The sequence below is a fragment of the Kribbella sp. VKM Ac-2571 genome (assembly GCF_004362255.1).
Taxonomy (GTDB): Bacteria; Actinomycetota; Actinomycetes; order Propionibacteriales; family Kribbellaceae; genus Kribbella; species Kribbella pratensis.
In genome coordinates, this window is sequence record NZ_SNWS01000016.1 from 101,070 (window position 1) to 115,838 (window position 14,769).

The window sequence follows — 14,769 nt, forward strand, 5'->3', positions numbered from 1 at the left end:
ATGGACCCGGACGCACTGAGGAACAGCTGGGCACTCGTCGCCAAGGCCGGCGACGAGGTGCCATTGTTCTTCTACTCACACCTGTTCCTGTCGCACCCCGAGGTCCGGGACATGTTCCCGGTCTCGATGGCCGCACAGCGCGACAAGCTGGTCGGCGCCCTCGGCGCCGTGGTCAGCAACGCCACGCAGCTCGACCAGGTGGTGCCGTTCCTGCAGCAACTCGGCCGCGACCACCGGCGCTTCGGTGCCGTGGCCGAGCACTACTCGGCGGTCGGCGCATCCTTGCTCGCGACGTTGCAGCACTTCCTCGGTGCGGCCTGGACGTCCGAGCTGGCCGCCGACTGGGCCGAGGCGTACGGCTTGGTCTCGACCGTGATGGTCCAGGCCGCGGAGGAGTCGGCCGAGGACGAGGCGCCCGCCTGGTGGGGCGGCGAGGTGCTCGGCGTGGATCGGCGCACGATGGACGTGACGATCGTGCAGATCCACCCGGAGCAGCCGCTGAACTACCGGCCGGGTCAGTCGGTCGCGATGGAGATCCCGTACCGACCGCGGCGGTGGCGCTACTACAGCCCTGCGAACGCGCCGCGGCCGGACGGTTCTTTCGAGTTGCACATCGGGCTGGTGCCGGGCGGTCAGGTCAGCGGACCCGCGGTCCGATCGCTGAAGCGCGGCGACGGGGTCCGCATCGGTGCGCCGGTCGGTGAGTCGCTCAAGCTGCCAGAGGATGCCGGCCGCGACATCGTGATGATCGCCGGCGGTACCGGACTGGCGCCGTTCAGGGCGATGCTCGAGCAGCTGGACCGGCAGGCGTCGACCCGCCCGGTTCCACGGGTGCACCTGTTCCACGGGGCCCGGATGCCGTGGAACCTCTACGAGCACAAGCAGCTGACCAACCTGACACTGCGGCCGTGGTTCAGTTACACACCAGTGGTTTCGGACGACACGTCGTACCCCGGTCAGCGTGGCCTCGTGGGGTCGGTCGCCGCCGCCCAGGGCTCAGGGGCCGACCGCACCGCCCTGGTGTGCGGCTCGCCTGCAATGGTCCGGCACACCGTCGCAGAGCTCACCGCGGCCGGCATGCCGGCCACCGACATCCGCACCGAATCCTTGGGGATCACGACCTCGGCAGGGAGTCAGCAGTGACGCGCCAAGACCCGTTCAGCCGGAGACCGGCCCAGTCGCCGTACTCGATCCGGAACAAGCTGTTCGCCGTCCGGCGGAAGGGCTACGACACCAATGAGGTCTCGGAGTACCTGAGCGAACTGGCCGAGCAGGTCGAGTACGCCGACGCGGACCGGGCTGAGCTGCGCGCAGAGGTCGAACGGCTGCGTGCCACCACGACGGACACGGAGCAGCGGGCGCACATCACTGCCCACGCGGTCGGACTGCTCAGCCAGGCGCAACAGATCGCGGACAACCTGGTGGCCGAGGCAGAGCAGTACGCCAAGGACCTGGTCGACAACGCGCGGTCGCAACAGCGTGATGCGTTGAAGCAGGCACGCGATTCGGTGGAGTCCGCGGTGAAGCACATGCCGGTGGCCGATGCCCCGGTCGCCGAACTGGAGTACGTACGAACGTTCACCCGGGTCGCTCACGTCCAACTGCGGTCAGTGCTGGACGCGTTGGCCGAGCAGGTGGAGCGACTCGGCAAGCTGCCGGACGCACCGGCGCGACCGGACGAGGAGCCGTCCGGGGAGGTCCTGTGGTGGAACGACCTGTCCGCCGCGGCGGACAACGCCATCCTGGACACCCGCGCCCCCGTCGGAGGTCACCGCCGCACTAACTGAGGGACGCGGCCTTCGTCATCAGGTAGTCGCGCTCCGGCAAGCTCGTCGTACCGCGGGCCGCCGCCCGGAAGTGCTCGGCGGCGGTCTCGCGGTCGCCGCGCATCTCGTAGAGGTGACCGCGGGTGGCGTCGAGGCGGTAGTGGCCGGCCAGCTCGTCGTCCAGCGGTGCGAGGAGCTTCAGGCCGGCGTCCGGTCCGTCCACCATGGCGGCGGCGATCGCCCGGTTGAGCTTCACCATCGGGTTGCCGGAGAGGTCTTCGAGGAGGCCGTACAGCCCTAGGATCTGCGGCCAGTCGGTGTCCTCGGCGCGGTCCACCTCGTCGTGCAGTGCGGCGATCGCTGCCTGGATCTGGTACTCACCCAGCGGGGGCGTGCTGAACGCCTCGACCGCGAGTGCCACGCCTTCTGTGATGGCGTCGTGGTCCCACAGGGACCTGTCCTGCTCAGCCAGCGGAATGATCTCCCCGCCCTTACCGGTCCGCGCTGCGCGACGTGCGTCGGTCAGCAGCATCAGAGCGAGCAGTCCGGTGACCTGTCCGTCGTCCGGCAACTGAGTCCGTACCGCGCGAGTCAGGCGGATCGCCTCACTGGAGAGGTCGCTACGGTGCAGCTCCGGACCACTGGTGCTCGTGTAGCCCTCGTTGAACATCAGGTACAGCACGTGCAGCACGTTGCGCAGCCGGTCCGGGTCGGCGTCCAGCTCGAAGCTGGAGCCCTTGAGCTTCGACTTCGCCCTGCTGATGCGCTGTGCCATCGTCGCCTCAGGCACCAGGTACGCCGTGGCGATCTCGGCTGTGGTGAGTCCACCGACCGCCCGCAGGGTCAGTGCGATCGCCGAGGCCGGTGTGAGCGTCGGGTGGCAGCACAGGAACAGCAGCCGGAGCGTGTCGTCGTGCTCCTCGACCTCACCGGCCGGTACCTCCCGTAGCGCCGCCCGCTCCTCGCGGCGTCGCCGGGCTTGCTGCTGGCGGACCTCGTCGATCAGCCGCCGTGAGGCCGTCTGGATCAGCCAGCTCTTCGGATTGTCCGGCCGGCCGGCCCGCGGCCAGGTGGTCGCTGCAGCGAGCAGTGCCTCCTGGACCGCGTCCTCGGCCGCGGCGAAGTCGCCGGACCAGCGCACGACGGCGCCGAGGACCCGCGGCGTCAACTCCCGCAGCAGGTCCTCGAGCTCGCCGTCCGGTTCAGAAGTCGTGGAGATCGGCATCCGACTCCATCACGCGGCGTACCTCGATCGGTTGCTCGAGCGGTACGCCGCCGGGCCCGGGTGCGGCGGACTGCCACGCCGCGATCTCGTAGGCCCGCTCCTCCGACTCCACGTCGATCATCGTGTAGCCGGCCAGGACCTCCTTCGACTCGGCGTACGGACCGTCGGTCAGCACCGGCGCGGTCACGCTCGTCGCCCGCACCACCTTGGCGTGCGACGGCCAGGTCAGCCCCTGGACCTCGACCAGCTCGCCGCTCTTCCGCAGTCGCTCGATGCCCTCGCCGAGGTGGTCCATGTGGGCCTTCATGTCGGCCTGGTCCCACTCCAGCATCGGGGTCTCGCAGTTGCCGCCATCCATGTTCATCAGCAGCATGAACTTGGTCATCAGGGTCTCCTCCTTGTTGAGCCTTTACCTGGAGACGGAGCCGGTGCTGCGTTCTCTACATCAGTCGAGCAGCGCGTCGACGAATTCTTCAGGGTCGAACGGGGCAAGGTCGTCCGGACCCTCGCCGAGGCCGACGAGCTTGACCGGTACGCCGAGCTCGCGTTGCACCGCGATCACGATGCCGCCCTTCGCCGTACCGTCCAGCTTGGTCAGGACCAGTCCGGTGACGTTGATGACCTCTGCGAACACCCGGGCCTGCGTGAGGCCGTTCTGGCCGGTGGTGGCGTCGATGACGAGCAGGACCTCGTCCACCTCGGCGGACTTCTCGATGACTCGCTTCACCTTGCCGAGCTCGTCCATCAGCCCGGTCTTGGTGTGCAGGCGGCCGGCGGTGTCGACCAGGACGACGTCGGCCTCCTCCTCGATGCCCTGCTTGACCGAGTCGAACGCGATGCTGGCCGGGTCGCCGCCTTCCGGACCGCGCACGGTCCGCACGCCGACCCGCTCGCCCCAGGTCTGCAGCTGGTCGGCCGCGGCGGCGCGGAACGTGTCCGCGGCCCCCAGTACGACGTGCTTGTCCTCGGCGACCAGCACTCGGGCCAGCTTGCCGACCGTGGTGGTCTTGCCGGTGCCGTTCACACCAACGACCAGTACGACCGCCGGCTGCGTCTCCTTGCGGCTCACGTTCAGCGACCGGTCCAGGGACGGGTTGACCAGGTCGATCAGCTCCTCGCGGAGGATCTCCCGGGCCTGTGCGGCGCCGACGCCCTCGACGCGCATGCGGGTGCGCAGCTTCTCGACCAGCTCCTGCGTGGGCGCCACACCGACATCCGCGGTGATCAGCGTGGTCTCGATGTCCTCCCACGCCTCTTCGTCGAGCTTGTCGCGGGAGAGCAGCGCGAGCAACCCCTTGCCGAGGGAGCCCTGCGAACGCGCCAGGCGGGCGCGGAGCCGGACCAGCCGGCCCTGCGCGGACTCAGGCTTCTCGATCGTCTGGGTCGCCGCGGGCTCCGGTAGATCGGTGTCCTCCAGCGTGCGGGTCGGGGTGTCCCGCGGTTCCGCCGCGTCGTCACCGACCTTCGGCTCGGCGACCTCCGCGGACTCGACGGCGGGCTTCTGGGCGTCCGGCGGCAGCTCGGCGCGGCGGCGCCGCGTGACGACCAGGCCGGTGGTTCCGACGACCAGAACGACCGCGATGACCACGACGATCGTGATGAGAGCCTGGTCGGTGAGCAGAGAAACGAGCAGTGGGGTCAACACGGTTCCCCATCTTGACAGACACCCGGCCCGCCGCTGGCATTTGTCACGTCAGGCAAACGAATTGTTGCGGTATGTGAGGAGGCACCAACTCCGGGCGGTGAGTGAGCAGAACCACCGTTCGGTCGCCCGCCGCCGCGAACAGGTCGGCGAGCAGCGCCCGTCCGGTCTCCTCGTCCAGGTGTTCGGTGGGCTCGTCGAGCACTAGTACGTCGCGATCGGCCAGCAGCAGCCGTGCGAAGGCGAGTCGCTGGCGCTCACCACCCGAGAGCCGCGCACCGTGCTCCCCGACCATGGTGTCGAGGCCCTGCGGCAGCTTCTCGACGAGCAGCCCCAGCCGTGCCCGGTAGAGCGCCTTCCACACCTGCAGGTCGCTGACCCCCGGCTTCGCGAGCAGCAGGTTCTCCCGGATGCTCGTGTCGAAGACGTGGCTCTCCTGGGTCAGCAGCCCGACGACGGACCGCACCTGGTCGCCTTCGAGCCTGGCCAGGTCCACACCGTCCAGCAGCACCTCTCCCCCACGTGGCTCGAGGAACCGGAGCAGTACCGAGGCCAGCGTGCTCTTGCCCGAGCCACTCGGACCGGTGATCACCACACGGCTCCCGGCCGGCATGTCGAGGCTGAGTCCATCCAGTACGTCAGGGCCGTCGTACCCGGCTCGCAGCAGGTTCACCTGCAGGTCGCGTCCCGTTGGGAGGGGCAGCGGCTTGGTCGGCTCGGTGACCGGCGCGGGGGTGTCTACGAGTTCCTGCACTCTGTCGAGGGACGCCCGTACCCGGATGGCCAGTTGGGCGGCTGCGGGAATTCCGCCGAGTACGTCGGCCAGGGCGAGCGGGGTGAGGACCAGTACAGCGAAGACGGCACCAGTGATGTTCGCCGTACTGCCGAGGACCAGGGCGGCCACGCTGGCGCCGCCGACGCACAGGACGAGGAGTGCGCTGCCGAGACCGGCACTCCAGGCAGACCGGCGTTCAGCGGCGGCCAGGTGCGCGTCGCGGCGGCTGAAGTCGTCCAGCACCGAGTCGATCGCGTTGTAGGCGACCACATCGGCTGCAGTGAGCAGAGACTCGGTGGTGGTGGCCGCGACGTCCCCACGGGCGCCAGCGACGTTGCGCTCGGCTCGCTCGGCAGTCCGGGCAGTCAGCCACGGTACGACGGTGCACGCGATCAGGACCGCCAAGGCGACCGCGGCGCCGGCTGTGGGAAGCAGCACCGCAAGGAGGCCCACCGTGGCGGCTGCTGTGACAGTTGCGACCGCAACGGGCAGGAGGACTCGCAGCCAGAGGTCGAGGACAGCGTCCACGTCCAGCACCAGTCGGGCGAGCAGATCACCCTTCCGCTGCGAACCGAGCGGTGCGAGCTTCTCCAGACGCCCGGTGATACGAGCGCGGGTCTCTCCCAGCACCCGGTACGCCGCATCGTGTCCGACGAGCCGTTCGACGTACCGGAAGACGCCGCGCCCGACACCGAAGGCGCGCACCGCGACGATCGGGACCATCAGCAACAGCACAGGTGGTTGTGCCGAGGCTGCTGTGATCAGCCAGGCCGACGTGGCGAGCAGGGCGACAGCCGACCCGGCAGCTGCGACGCCCAGCAGGAGCGCCAACCAGAGCCGCCACACCACTTCGTGCTGCGGCCGAGCTAGCTGCAGGCTCTTCATGCGTTCACCAACTCTCGGGCGCCGACGGTGACCGTGCGGTCGGCGGCGGCGATCAGGGCTGGGCGGTGGGCGACCATGAGGACTGTGCGTCCGCTGGAGCGCAGACCGGTGATGACGGTGGCCTCCGTGTCGGCGTCGAGGCCGGCTGTTGGTTCGTCGAGCAGCAGCACCGGGGCGTCGGTGATGAGCGCCCGGGCGAGCGCCACCCGGCGTTGCTGACCGCCTGAAAGCTGCTGTCCCTGCTCCCCTACCGGCTTGTCCAAAGGCAGGTCGGCAGCACCAGCAGCCAGAAGCGCCAAGCGGACCTGGTCGTCCGAAGCGTCCGGCCGGCCCAGCCGCACGTTGTCGGCCACGGTCCCCAGCCTCAGACCGGGACGCTGCGGCACCCACGCGAACTGTCGCCGCCACTCCACCGGATCGAACTCGTCCGCTGCACTGCCGGCAGCGACGACCACCCCACGCTCGGGCGCCACGAACCCGAGCAGTACAGCCAGAGCGGTCGACTTCCCTGCACCGCTCGGCCCGGTCAGCGCCACCACCTCACCCGGCCGCAACTCCAGATCGAACCCCTCCAACGCCGGCACGTCCCGCCCCGGGTACGTCACAGTCACGTCGTACAGGTAGAGCGGACTCACGCGAAGATCGGGTATGTCAGTGCGTTCGCCACGTGCGGGCAATGGCGTCTCCAGCACGCGGAACACCTCTTCGCTCGCCGCGACCCCGTCCGCGCTCGCGTGGAACTGCATGCCGACCTGTCGCAACGGCAGGTACGCCTCCGGCGCCAGGATCAGCACCATCAACGCGGTCTCGAGCCCTAGTTTCCCGTCAACCAGCCGAAGACCGACGCCGACAGCAACCAGTGCGACCGACAGGCTCGCCAACAGCTCCAACGCAAACGACGACAGGAACGCCAGCCGCAAGCTTCCCATTGACGCAGCCCGATGCTGGTCGGTAACCCGTCGTACCGCGGACTCCTGCGACTTCGCGCGGCCGAACAGCTTCAGGGTGGTCAGTCCGCCGACCACATCGGCGAAGTGATGCGCCAGGACGGCCAGCGCGTGCTGACGCTGCCGGCTGCGCGCCTGCGTCACCCAGCCGATCAACGCCATGAAAATTGGGATCAGCGGCAGCGTGATCAGCACTGTTCCAGCAGCGATCAGGTCACCGGTCGCCATCCAGCCGATCACTCCGGCCGGCACGGTAGAGGCCAGGACGAGCTGCGGCAGGTAGCGGGCGAAGTACGGGTCCAGGTCGTCCAGGCCCTTGGTCAGCAGGGTTGTCAGCGCACTGCTGCGTTCACCGCTCAGCCAGACCGGTCCGAGCTTCAGAGAGTGCTCCAGCACCTGCCGCCGCAGCGTGGACTTCACAGCGGCGGCTGCGCGTTGTGCGACCACCTCCTGCGCCCACACCAGCAACGCCCGGCCTGTAACGACAGCAGCCAGACCCCAGGCGACAGCAGTCACCCCGCTGCCCCGCAGTACGACCCCTGCAATGCCGTGAGCGAGCAGCACGGCCTGCACGATGATCAGCACGCCGCTGGCGACGCCGATCAGTACTGACGCCGCCAGGAAGACCCGGGCGCCCCGGGCCCTCCTCAGCAACCGCGGGTCCAGCGGCTTCATGCGACCACGACCCGCTTGCGGAAGACCCAGTACGTCCACCCCTGATAGAGCAGCACCAGCGGCATGAAGATCGCCGTGATGATCGTCATCGCCTTCAACGTGTACGGCGTTGACGCGGCATCAACAATTGTCAATGTTGATCCGGGGTCAAGTGTTGACGGCATGACGTCGGGGAACAGCGCAACGAACAACGACACCACGGCCAGTCCGATCGCGAGCGTCGTACCGACGAAGGCCCAGCCCTCGCGGCGCAGGAGGTTCGCGACCAGGCCGCCGGCGAATGCAACGATCGCGGCGATCGTCACGATGAGGGACACCGTGTCGCCGCGCAACGCCTGCGCCCAGGCGAGGAAGGCGATCGTCAGCACCGCGGCGACGGCACCGGTGCGGGTGGCGAGCCGGTTGGCGCGAAGGCGCAGGTCGTCGGTCGTCCGCAGCGCGAGGAAGATCGCGCCGTGGGTGACGAACACCGCGACGAAGGTCAGCCCGCCGAGCAGCGCGAACGGATTGAGCAGCGTCCCGAGGCCGCCGACGTACTCGTGATCGGCGTCCAGCGGCACCCCGCGCACGATGTTGCCGAAGGCAACGCCCCAGAGCAGGGCCGGCAGTACCGACCCGACGACGATCATCGCGTCCATCCGCGCGCGCCACACCGGCTCGTCCCGCTTGCCGCGGTACTCGAGCGCGACACCGCGCACGATCAGCCCGACCAGGATCGCGAACAACGGCAGGTAGAACCCGCTGAACAGTGTCGCGTACCACTCCGGGAACGCCGCGAACGTGGCCGCGCCGGCCATGATCAGCCAGACCTCGTTACCGTCCCAGACCGGGCCGATCGTGCTGATCGCGGCCCGCCGTTCGGGCTCGTTCCGACCGAGCACGCGGTACAGCATCCCGACTCCGAAGTCGAAGCCCTCGAGCACGAAGTACCCGGTCCACAGCGTCGCGATCGCGACGAACCATACAGTCGTCAGTTCCATCACAAGCCCCTCAGTACGCGAACGACAGCGGTTTGTCGGGCTGATCCGGAGCCGATTCCGGTGGCGCATCGGTCCCTGCCAGACCGGCCCGGATCGTCCGCAGCAGCAGCTTGGTCTCGACGACCGCGAGTACGCCGTACAGCGCGGTGAACCCGACCAGCGACGTGATCACCTCGCCGCTCGTCGTACCGGGTGACACACCCGATGCCGTCGGCAACAGACCGAACACCAGCCACGGCTGCCGGCCGGTCTCGGTGAAGATCCAGCCGAACGTGTTCGCCACCAGCGGCAGCAACGGCAGCGGGGCCGCCAGCCAGATCAGCCAGCGGGTAGGAGCCCGGCCGCGGCGCGTGGTCCACAACAGCCACAGCGCGATCGCGGCCGACGCCATCCCGACGCCGATCATCAACCGGAACGTCCAATACGTCAGGGGGATGTTCGGCTTGTAGGACCCCGGCCCGTACAGCTGCTCGTACGCGTCCTGCAGCGAATTGATCCCCTTCACCTCACCGTCGAAGTGCCCGGTGGCCAGGAAGGACAGCAGGTACGGCAGCTTGATCGAGAAGATCTCCTTCGAACCGTCCAGCGTGCCGACGGTGAACACCGAGAACGACGCCGGCTTCTCGGTCTCGTACAGCGCCTCGGCCGCGGCCATCTTCATCGGCTGCACCTCGGTCATCACCTTGCCCTGCAGGTCACCGCTGATCGCGACCCCGACACTCGCGACCAGTACGACGGACGCGCCGATCTTCAGCGCCGACCGGAACACGTCCTTGTCGACCGTTGGACGCCGTACCAGGTGCCACAACGCGACCCCGGCGACGAACGCGCCGCCGACCATGAAGGCGGCGAAGATCGTGTGCGGAAAGGTGACCAGCACGACCTTGTTGGTCAGCACCGCCCACAGGTCGGTCAGCTCCGCACGACCGCAATCGGCGTTGTAGCGGAAGCCGACCGGGTTCTGCATCCACGAGTTGGCCGCGAGGATGAAGTACGCCGACAGTTGCGTGCCGAGCACCACCATCCAGATGCAGCCGAGGTGGACCAGCCGGGGCAAGCGCTCCCAGCCGAAGATCCACAGACCGATGAAGGTCGACTCGAGGAAGAACGCGAGCAGGCCCTCCAGCGCCAGCGGAGCACCGAACACGTCGCCCACGAACCGCGAGTAGTCGCTCCAGTTCATCCCGAACTGGAACTCCTGCACCAGACCGGTCACCACACCCATCGCGATGTTGATCAAGAACAGCTTCCCGTAGAACTTCGTCAGCCGCAGGTACTTCTCCTTCCCCGTCCGGTACCAGGCGGTCTGCAGGCCGGCAGTGATCGCGACCAGCGAGATCGTCACCGGCACGAAGAAGAAGTGGTACACGGTGGTGATCGCGAACTGCCACCGCGCCAGATCCAGGGTGTCCATCGGAAGGCCTCCCCAGCCATCTACGACGTGTCGTAGTAGATGCTAGCGCGGATCTACTACGACGTGTAGTTATACTGGTCACGTGGCGAGTGAGGAGAAGGGTCCGCGGCCCCTGGGCGACCTGGAGCGCCTGGTGATGGAGCAGCTCTGGACGGCTTCTGCCGCGCTGACCGTGCGTGAGGTGCACGAGCGGCTGGCAGGCACCCGTGAGCTCGCCTACACGACCGTGATGACCGTTCTGGACCGGCTGGCGAAGAAGAAGCTGACCGAACGCGAGCGCGACGGCAAAGCCTGGCGCTACCGCGCCGCCGCACCCCGCGAGGAGCTGGCCGCCGACCTGATGCGGGACGCACTCGACCGTGCGGGCGACCGGCGCGAGGCCCTGGTCCGTTTCGTGGGCCAGGTGTCCGACGAGGAAGCGGCACTGCTCCGCGAGGCCCTGTCCGCGCTGAACGAACAGGAGCAGACGGGGTGATCACCCCGGTCCTGCTGGCCGTTCTGGCGCTGGTACTCACCGGCCCGGCACCGGCACTGCTGGCTCGTTCCGACTGGCCCTACCGGGTCCCCCGCGCCGCGGTCATCCTGTGGCAGGCGATCGCACTGGCCGCCGTACTGGCTGCCCTAGGTGCTGGTGTCGCGTTGTCCTACTCGATTGCGGGCCGCCCCGGTGAGCCACGGTTCGATCCGTCGTCGGCACGCGACCTGGTGGCCGCAGCGATCCTCGCCATGGTCGCGCTGGTCGTAGTGCGACTGCTGTGGGCGATCGGGCGGGTAGCGGTGGGGACTCGGGCACGGCGCAAGCGGCACCGCGACCTGGTCGACGTACTGGCCACACCGGACGGGCTGATCCCAGGACTGCGGGTGCTGGCCGAGGAGACGCCGCTGGCCTACTGCCTGCCGGCGCTGCGTGGCGCGCGGGTGGTCGTCTCCGTTGGCGCCTTGGAGCGGCTGGACGACAGTGAACTGAAGGCTGTCCTCGCCCACGAGCAGGCGCACCTGCGGGCTCGGCACGACCTGGTGCTGGAGGAGTTCACCGCGCTGCACCATGCCTTCCCGCACTGGGTGCGTAGCGATGTGGCGCTGGAGCAGGCACGCACACTGGTCGAACTGCTCGCCGACGACGACGCTCGCCGCCGTAACGGTCCACGTCCACTGGCGCGCGCCCTGGTCGCACTAGCCGGTTCACCTGCGCCAGAGGCCGCAATGGCAGCAGCCAAGTCCGCCACGGTCCTGAGAGTGCAACGCCTGGCCGGCCCCGCCTCCAACGAGCCGACGCTCTCCGCTGTCACGTACGCCGCAGCAGCAGCACTCCTGATCCTGCCGACGATCACCATCGCCGCACCGATCGTGCGGGCGATGCTCGACGCAGTCAGTTAAACCGGCCGGTACCGCACCAGTACGCCGCCCGCAGCCCAGGGGCGCGCCTCGATCAGCTCCAGGCGCTCCGGCGAACCGCCGCCGGACGGGAAGGCGCTCTTGCCCGCCCCCAGCAGCACCGGGCAGATCCGCAGCTGCACCTCGTCGACGAGCCCGGCCCGCAGCAACGACTGGAACAGCGTGATGCTGCCCCACAGGATGATGTCCTTGCCGGTCTGCTCCGCCTTCAGCGCCCGCACCGCGTCCAGGTCCCGGACCACCAGACCAGGCTCGTACGGACCCCACGGCGCGCTGCGCAGCGTCGTCGACACCACGACCAGGCGGAGCGCGTTGAGCTTCTCGGCGATCGGCTCGTCGGCCGACGCCTCGGTCGGCCAGAACTCTACGAACAACCGGTACGTCTCAGCGCCCAGCAGCATCGTGTCGACACTCTCGAGCAGCTCGAGGTTGTCGTCGTCCGGATGCGAGCCGATCGCGTCGAAGAACTCCAGTCCGCCGTCCGGCCCCGCGGCGTACCCGTCGAGCGTCACGTACTCCTGGAAGATCAGCCGTCTCATCCAGCGAGGCTACCCGAAATGTTTTCCCTCACCCCGTGCTACAGCCAGGAGCACCAGCCCTGACAGAACCAGCAGAACCACCATCGTGACAACGAATGTCAGCACTTGTCTCCCCAGAATCCCCACACCCAACACAGTGCTTGACGTTCTCAGCGTGCCAGAAGTTCCCCGAACGCCTTGCCGATCTCGTCGATCTGCCACTCCAGCGACGCCGGCGTCATCACCAGCTCGACCCACGACCACCCTGGTACGTCGGCCGACTGCCACGGCCCGCACAGCGACTCGTGAGTCCGCTCCATCCGCTCGACGGCAGCATGCTCGATCGACTCCGCGGAACGCGGCGCGTAGACCCGGAACGAGTTCGTGTGCGGAGGCTCCGGGAAGACGCGGAACCCTTCGCTCTGCAAGGCCATTGCGATCTCGACGGCCCGCTGGTGCAGGTCGTTCATCAGTGGGAGCACCGTGCGAAGTCCGTTGCGCGCGGACACGGCGTACGGGAAGAGCGAGTAAAGATTGCCGCCGAGGCGCCGCTGCCACCGCCGTACCTCTGCGATCACGTCCTCGGGCCCAGCGAGCGCTGCACCACTGATGCCGCCCAGCACCTTGTAGAACGACACGTACACCGTCGACGCCAGCGCTGCGATCTCAGCCAGGCTGTGCTCCAGGTACGGCGCGCTCTCCCACAGCCGTGCGCCGTCGAGGTGGAGCGGTACGCCGCGCTCCGCACAGGACTCGGAGAACACGACCAGCTCGTCCCAGGTCGGCAGCACGAACCCTGCATCGCGTAACGGCAACTCGAGCGTCACCGCGGCCAGCTTGCCCGGGATGGCGGTCAACTCGTCTGGTCGCGGCTGACGCGGTTCTGACGTCAGCCGCTCGATCCGCAGGTGATGCACCTCTTCCAGTGCGTTGAGCTCGTGCACCAGCAGGTGGGCGAGTCCGTGGACCGCTACTCGGCTGGTGCCCGCGCGGTCGGCGTACACCCGCAGTACGGCCTGCTGAGCGAGGATGCCGGTCGGCAGGAACACGGCGGCCGGTTTGCCCAGCAGCTCGGCCACCTCCTGCTCCAGCGCGGCTACTTCACCACCGTTGCCGTAGACATCGACCAGATCGTCGGTTGCGACATCTGCAAGCTGCCGCAGCTGGTCCGCTACGGGCACCCGCCGCTGGCCGAGCCAACGCTCACAGTTGTTCGCCGCGTTCTTCCGGCGCTCTCGCAAGTCCTCGGAGGTAGTAGCCACAACTCCATCCTCTCGCGCCGGACAACGGGGTTAGATCGTGGCCGTCACCACGTGCTTTCCCTGCACGGTTCTGATCTCCACCGAACGCACCTGATCGATCGGAGTCAGCACACCGCCGCCGAACGCGCTCCCGTACTGGGCAGCCTTCTCGGACACCAGCCAACTGCCCGCTACCCAGCTCCTGCCGGACTTGTCGGTGACAACCATCTCGCACTGGTCACCGGCTTTGAGACCGCTCACCTGCACCCTCACCCAGCTCCAGCCTGCCCGTGGCTCCACGGTGGCGGCCATGGTGGCACCGGTCGTCGTGTCGGACGTTGTGACCTGCTTGGAGCCGGCGACAGGCTCATTGGAGTCCGGTGCGGTAGACCGGCCGAGTAGGACTCCCCCGCCGAGCGCACCAGCCACCACGACCACCGCGGCCGCGACCAGCAACCAACGCGAGCGCCGCTTGGGCTTAGCCTCGGGCTCCTGTAACTGGGGCTCCTGCGCCTGGGGCTCCCGGACCTCGCGCAGCGTGCGCTGCAGCAACAGGTCGCCACCCTCAGGTGGTCCCTCGAGGAACGCCTCCGGTGGTACCTCGCCCAGGAAGTCCTTCATCTCGGTGAGCTCAGCCAGCTCCGCACGGCACTCCGCGCAGGTGGCGAGATGCTCGTCAACGGCCGCTACCTCGGCCGGCTCCAGTGCACCGAGTGCGTAGGCGCCCAGTTGCGTACGGTCATGCTCACTCATGGGACACCTCCGTTGCTTTCTCTGCCATCACCGCGCGCAGAGCTCGGAGGGCGTAGTACGAACGCGATTTCACGGTACCGGGTGGAACACCCAGCTCTTTGGCAGCCTCTGCGACGGACCGGCCGCGGTAGTAAAGCTGCACGAGTACTTCGCGGTGCTCGGGCGACACCTTGTCCAGCGCGTCCATCACCACCATGGTGTTCACCACGGACTCGGAGTGATCCCCTGTGACCGGCGGCGTGTCCACCACGTCCGCCACCTCGGTCGGCCGCGCTGCCCGAGCACGTGCCCGGTCAGTGACCAGATTGCGCGCCACGGTCAGCAGCCAGCCCCGCACCGACCCTTTGCCGCTGGTCAGGTCGTCCGCGTGTTTCCAGGCCCGCAGCAGCGTCTCCTGTACGACGTCCTCGGCCGCGGCTCGATCGCCGGTGAGGCGGGTGGCGTAGGCCAGCAAGCTGCGGCCGTGTTCGGCGTACAGCGCCCGGATCAGGGTCTCGGCGTCGCGCGGCCCTGGGTTGTCAGCCACCGACCGCACGATACCGGGATCAGCGGG

General features: G+C 68.4%; 15 protein-coding genes. 4 read left to right on the forward strand and 11 right to left on the reverse strand.

Translation table 11 applies throughout. From position 1 onward, the window contains the following. Positions 1–1,143 carry a globin domain-containing protein gene (locus EV651_RS30550; RefSeq protein WP_133788726.1) on the forward strand — a complete coding sequence of 381 codons (1,143 nt, stop codon included), beginning with the start codon at positions 1–3 and terminating at the stop codon, positions 1,141–1,143. Continuing rightward, positions 1,140–1,787 (forward strand): DivIVA domain-containing protein, encoded by a 648-nt coding sequence (locus EV651_RS30555; protein WP_166658843.1) that lies wholly within the window; start codon positions 1,140–1,142, stop codon positions 1,785–1,787. The genes EV651_RS30550 and EV651_RS30555 overlap by 4 nt, the downstream gene beginning before the upstream one ends. Here EV651_RS30555 and EV651_RS30560 read toward each other — a convergent pair. Genes EV651_RS30560 through EV651_RS30590 form a run of 7 tightly spaced genes read right to left on the reverse strand, consistent with a single transcriptional unit; the run spans position 1,780 to position 10,309 of the window. Beyond that, the gene (locus tag EV651_RS30560; protein WP_133788728.1) at positions 1,780–2,991 is read right to left on the reverse strand and encodes an RNA polymerase sigma factor; all 1,212 of its coding nucleotides are present in this window, start codon (positions 2,989–2,991) and stop codon (positions 1,780–1,782) included. The genes EV651_RS30555 and EV651_RS30560 overlap by 8 nt on opposite strands. Further along, complete coding sequence (locus EV651_RS30565) at positions 2,969–3,376, reverse strand: YciI family protein (RefSeq protein WP_133788729.1); 408 nt, start codon at positions 3,374–3,376, stop codon at positions 2,969–2,971. The genes EV651_RS30560 and EV651_RS30565 overlap by 23 nt, the downstream gene beginning before the upstream one ends. A gap of 60 nt (positions 3,377–3,436) precedes the next feature. Next, positions 3,437–4,636, reverse strand: a complete 1,200-nt coding sequence (ftsY, locus tag EV651_RS30570) for a signal recognition particle-docking protein FtsY (protein WP_133788730.1) — start codon at positions 4,634–4,636, stop codon at positions 3,437–3,439. A gap of 43 nt (positions 4,637–4,679) precedes the next feature. Further along, entirely contained in the window at positions 4,680–6,293 is a 1,614-nt protein-coding gene (cydC, locus tag EV651_RS30575; protein WP_133788731.1) for a thiol reductant ABC exporter subunit CydC, read from the reverse strand. Then, positions 6,290–7,915 (reverse strand): thiol reductant ABC exporter subunit CydD, encoded by a 1,626-nt coding sequence (gene cydD / locus EV651_RS30580; protein ID WP_133788732.1) that lies wholly within the window; start codon positions 7,913–7,915, stop codon positions 6,290–6,292. Before cydD ends, cydC begins: the two co-directional genes overlap by 4 nt. Next, positions 7,912–8,895 carry a cytochrome d ubiquinol oxidase subunit II gene (gene cydB / locus EV651_RS30585; protein WP_133788733.1) on the reverse strand — a complete coding sequence of 328 codons (984 nt, stop codon included), beginning with the start codon at positions 8,893–8,895 and terminating at the stop codon, positions 7,912–7,914. The genes cydD and cydB overlap by 4 nt, the downstream gene beginning before the upstream one ends. Positions 8,896–8,905: 10 nt before the next feature. Beyond that, positions 8,906–10,309, reverse strand: a complete 1,404-nt coding sequence (locus EV651_RS30590; RefSeq protein WP_133788734.1) for a cytochrome ubiquinol oxidase subunit I — start codon at positions 10,307–10,309, stop codon at positions 8,906–8,908. 82 nt (positions 10,310–10,391) lie between these two features. Between EV651_RS30590 and EV651_RS30595 the strand changes: the two genes are divergently transcribed. Both EV651_RS30595 and EV651_RS30600 read left to right on the forward strand, forming a co-directional pair. Then, positions 10,392–10,784: a BlaI/MecI/CopY family transcriptional regulator gene (locus tag EV651_RS30595; RefSeq protein WP_133788735.1), complete on the forward strand. Its 393-nt coding sequence runs from the start codon at positions 10,392–10,394 to the stop codon at positions 10,782–10,784. Continuing rightward, complete coding sequence (locus EV651_RS30600) at positions 10,781–11,686, forward strand: M56 family metallopeptidase (protein WP_133788736.1); 906 nt, start codon at positions 10,781–10,783, stop codon at positions 11,684–11,686. The genes EV651_RS30595 and EV651_RS30600 overlap by 4 nt, the downstream gene beginning before the upstream one ends. Here the strand turns inward: EV651_RS30600 and EV651_RS30605 are convergent. The 4 genes from EV651_RS30605 to EV651_RS30620 form a co-directional block, all read right to left on the reverse strand. Then, entirely contained in the window at positions 11,683–12,243 is a 561-nt protein-coding gene (locus EV651_RS30605; RefSeq protein ID WP_133788737.1) for a dihydrofolate reductase family protein, read from the reverse strand. The genes EV651_RS30600 and EV651_RS30605 overlap by 4 nt on opposite strands. 149 nt (positions 12,244–12,392) lie before the next feature. Further along, positions 12,393–13,484 (reverse strand): low specificity L-threonine aldolase, encoded by a 1,092-nt coding sequence (locus tag EV651_RS30610; protein ID WP_133788738.1) that lies wholly within the window; start codon positions 13,482–13,484, stop codon positions 12,393–12,395. Positions 13,485–13,514: 30 nt separating this feature from the next. Next, complete coding sequence (locus EV651_RS30615; protein WP_133788739.1) at positions 13,515–14,216, reverse strand: anti-sigma factor; 702 nt, start codon at positions 14,214–14,216, stop codon at positions 13,515–13,517. Continuing rightward, positions 14,209–14,742 (reverse strand): sigma-70 family RNA polymerase sigma factor, encoded by a 534-nt coding sequence (locus tag EV651_RS30620; protein WP_238157286.1) that lies wholly within the window; start codon positions 14,740–14,742, stop codon positions 14,209–14,211. Before EV651_RS30620 ends, EV651_RS30615 begins: the two co-directional genes overlap by 8 nt. Positions 14,743–14,769 lie beyond the last annotated feature (27 nt).

Bases quoted from the DNA above. Each gene is read 5' to 3' on its own strand.
- EV651_RS30590 (WP_133788734.1), bottom strand. From the start codon at position 10,309: ATGGACACCCTGGATCTGGCGCGGTGGCAGTTCGCGATCACCACCGTG.
- EV651_RS30615 (WP_133788739.1), bottom strand. From the start codon at position 14,216: ATGAGTGAGCATGACCGTACGCAACTGGGCGCCTACGCACTCGGTGCA.
- EV651_RS30605 (WP_133788737.1), bottom strand. From the start codon at position 12,243: ATGAGACGGCTGATCTTCCAGGAGTACGTGACGCTCGACGGGTACGCC.
- EV651_RS30550 (WP_133788726.1), top strand. From the start codon at position 1: ATGGACCCGGACGCACTGAGGAACAGCTGGGCACTCGTCGCCAAGGCC.
- cydD (WP_133788732.1), bottom strand. From the start codon at position 7,915: ATGAAGCCGCTGGACCCGCGGTTGCTGAGGAGGGCCCGGGGCGCCCGG.
- EV651_RS30565 (WP_133788729.1), bottom strand. From the start codon at position 3,376: ATGACCAAGTTCATGCTGCTGATGAACATGGATGGCGGCAACTGCGAG.
- cydC (WP_133788731.1), bottom strand. From the start codon at position 6,293: ATGAAGAGCCTGCAGCTAGCTCGGCCGCAGCACGAAGTGGTGTGGCGG.
- EV651_RS30560 (WP_133788728.1), bottom strand. From the start codon at position 2,991: ATGCCGATCTCCACGACTTCTGAACCGGACGGCGAGCTCGAGGACCTG.
- cydB (WP_133788733.1), bottom strand. From the start codon at position 8,895: ATGGAACTGACGACTGTATGGTTCGTCGCGATCGCGACGCTGTGGACC.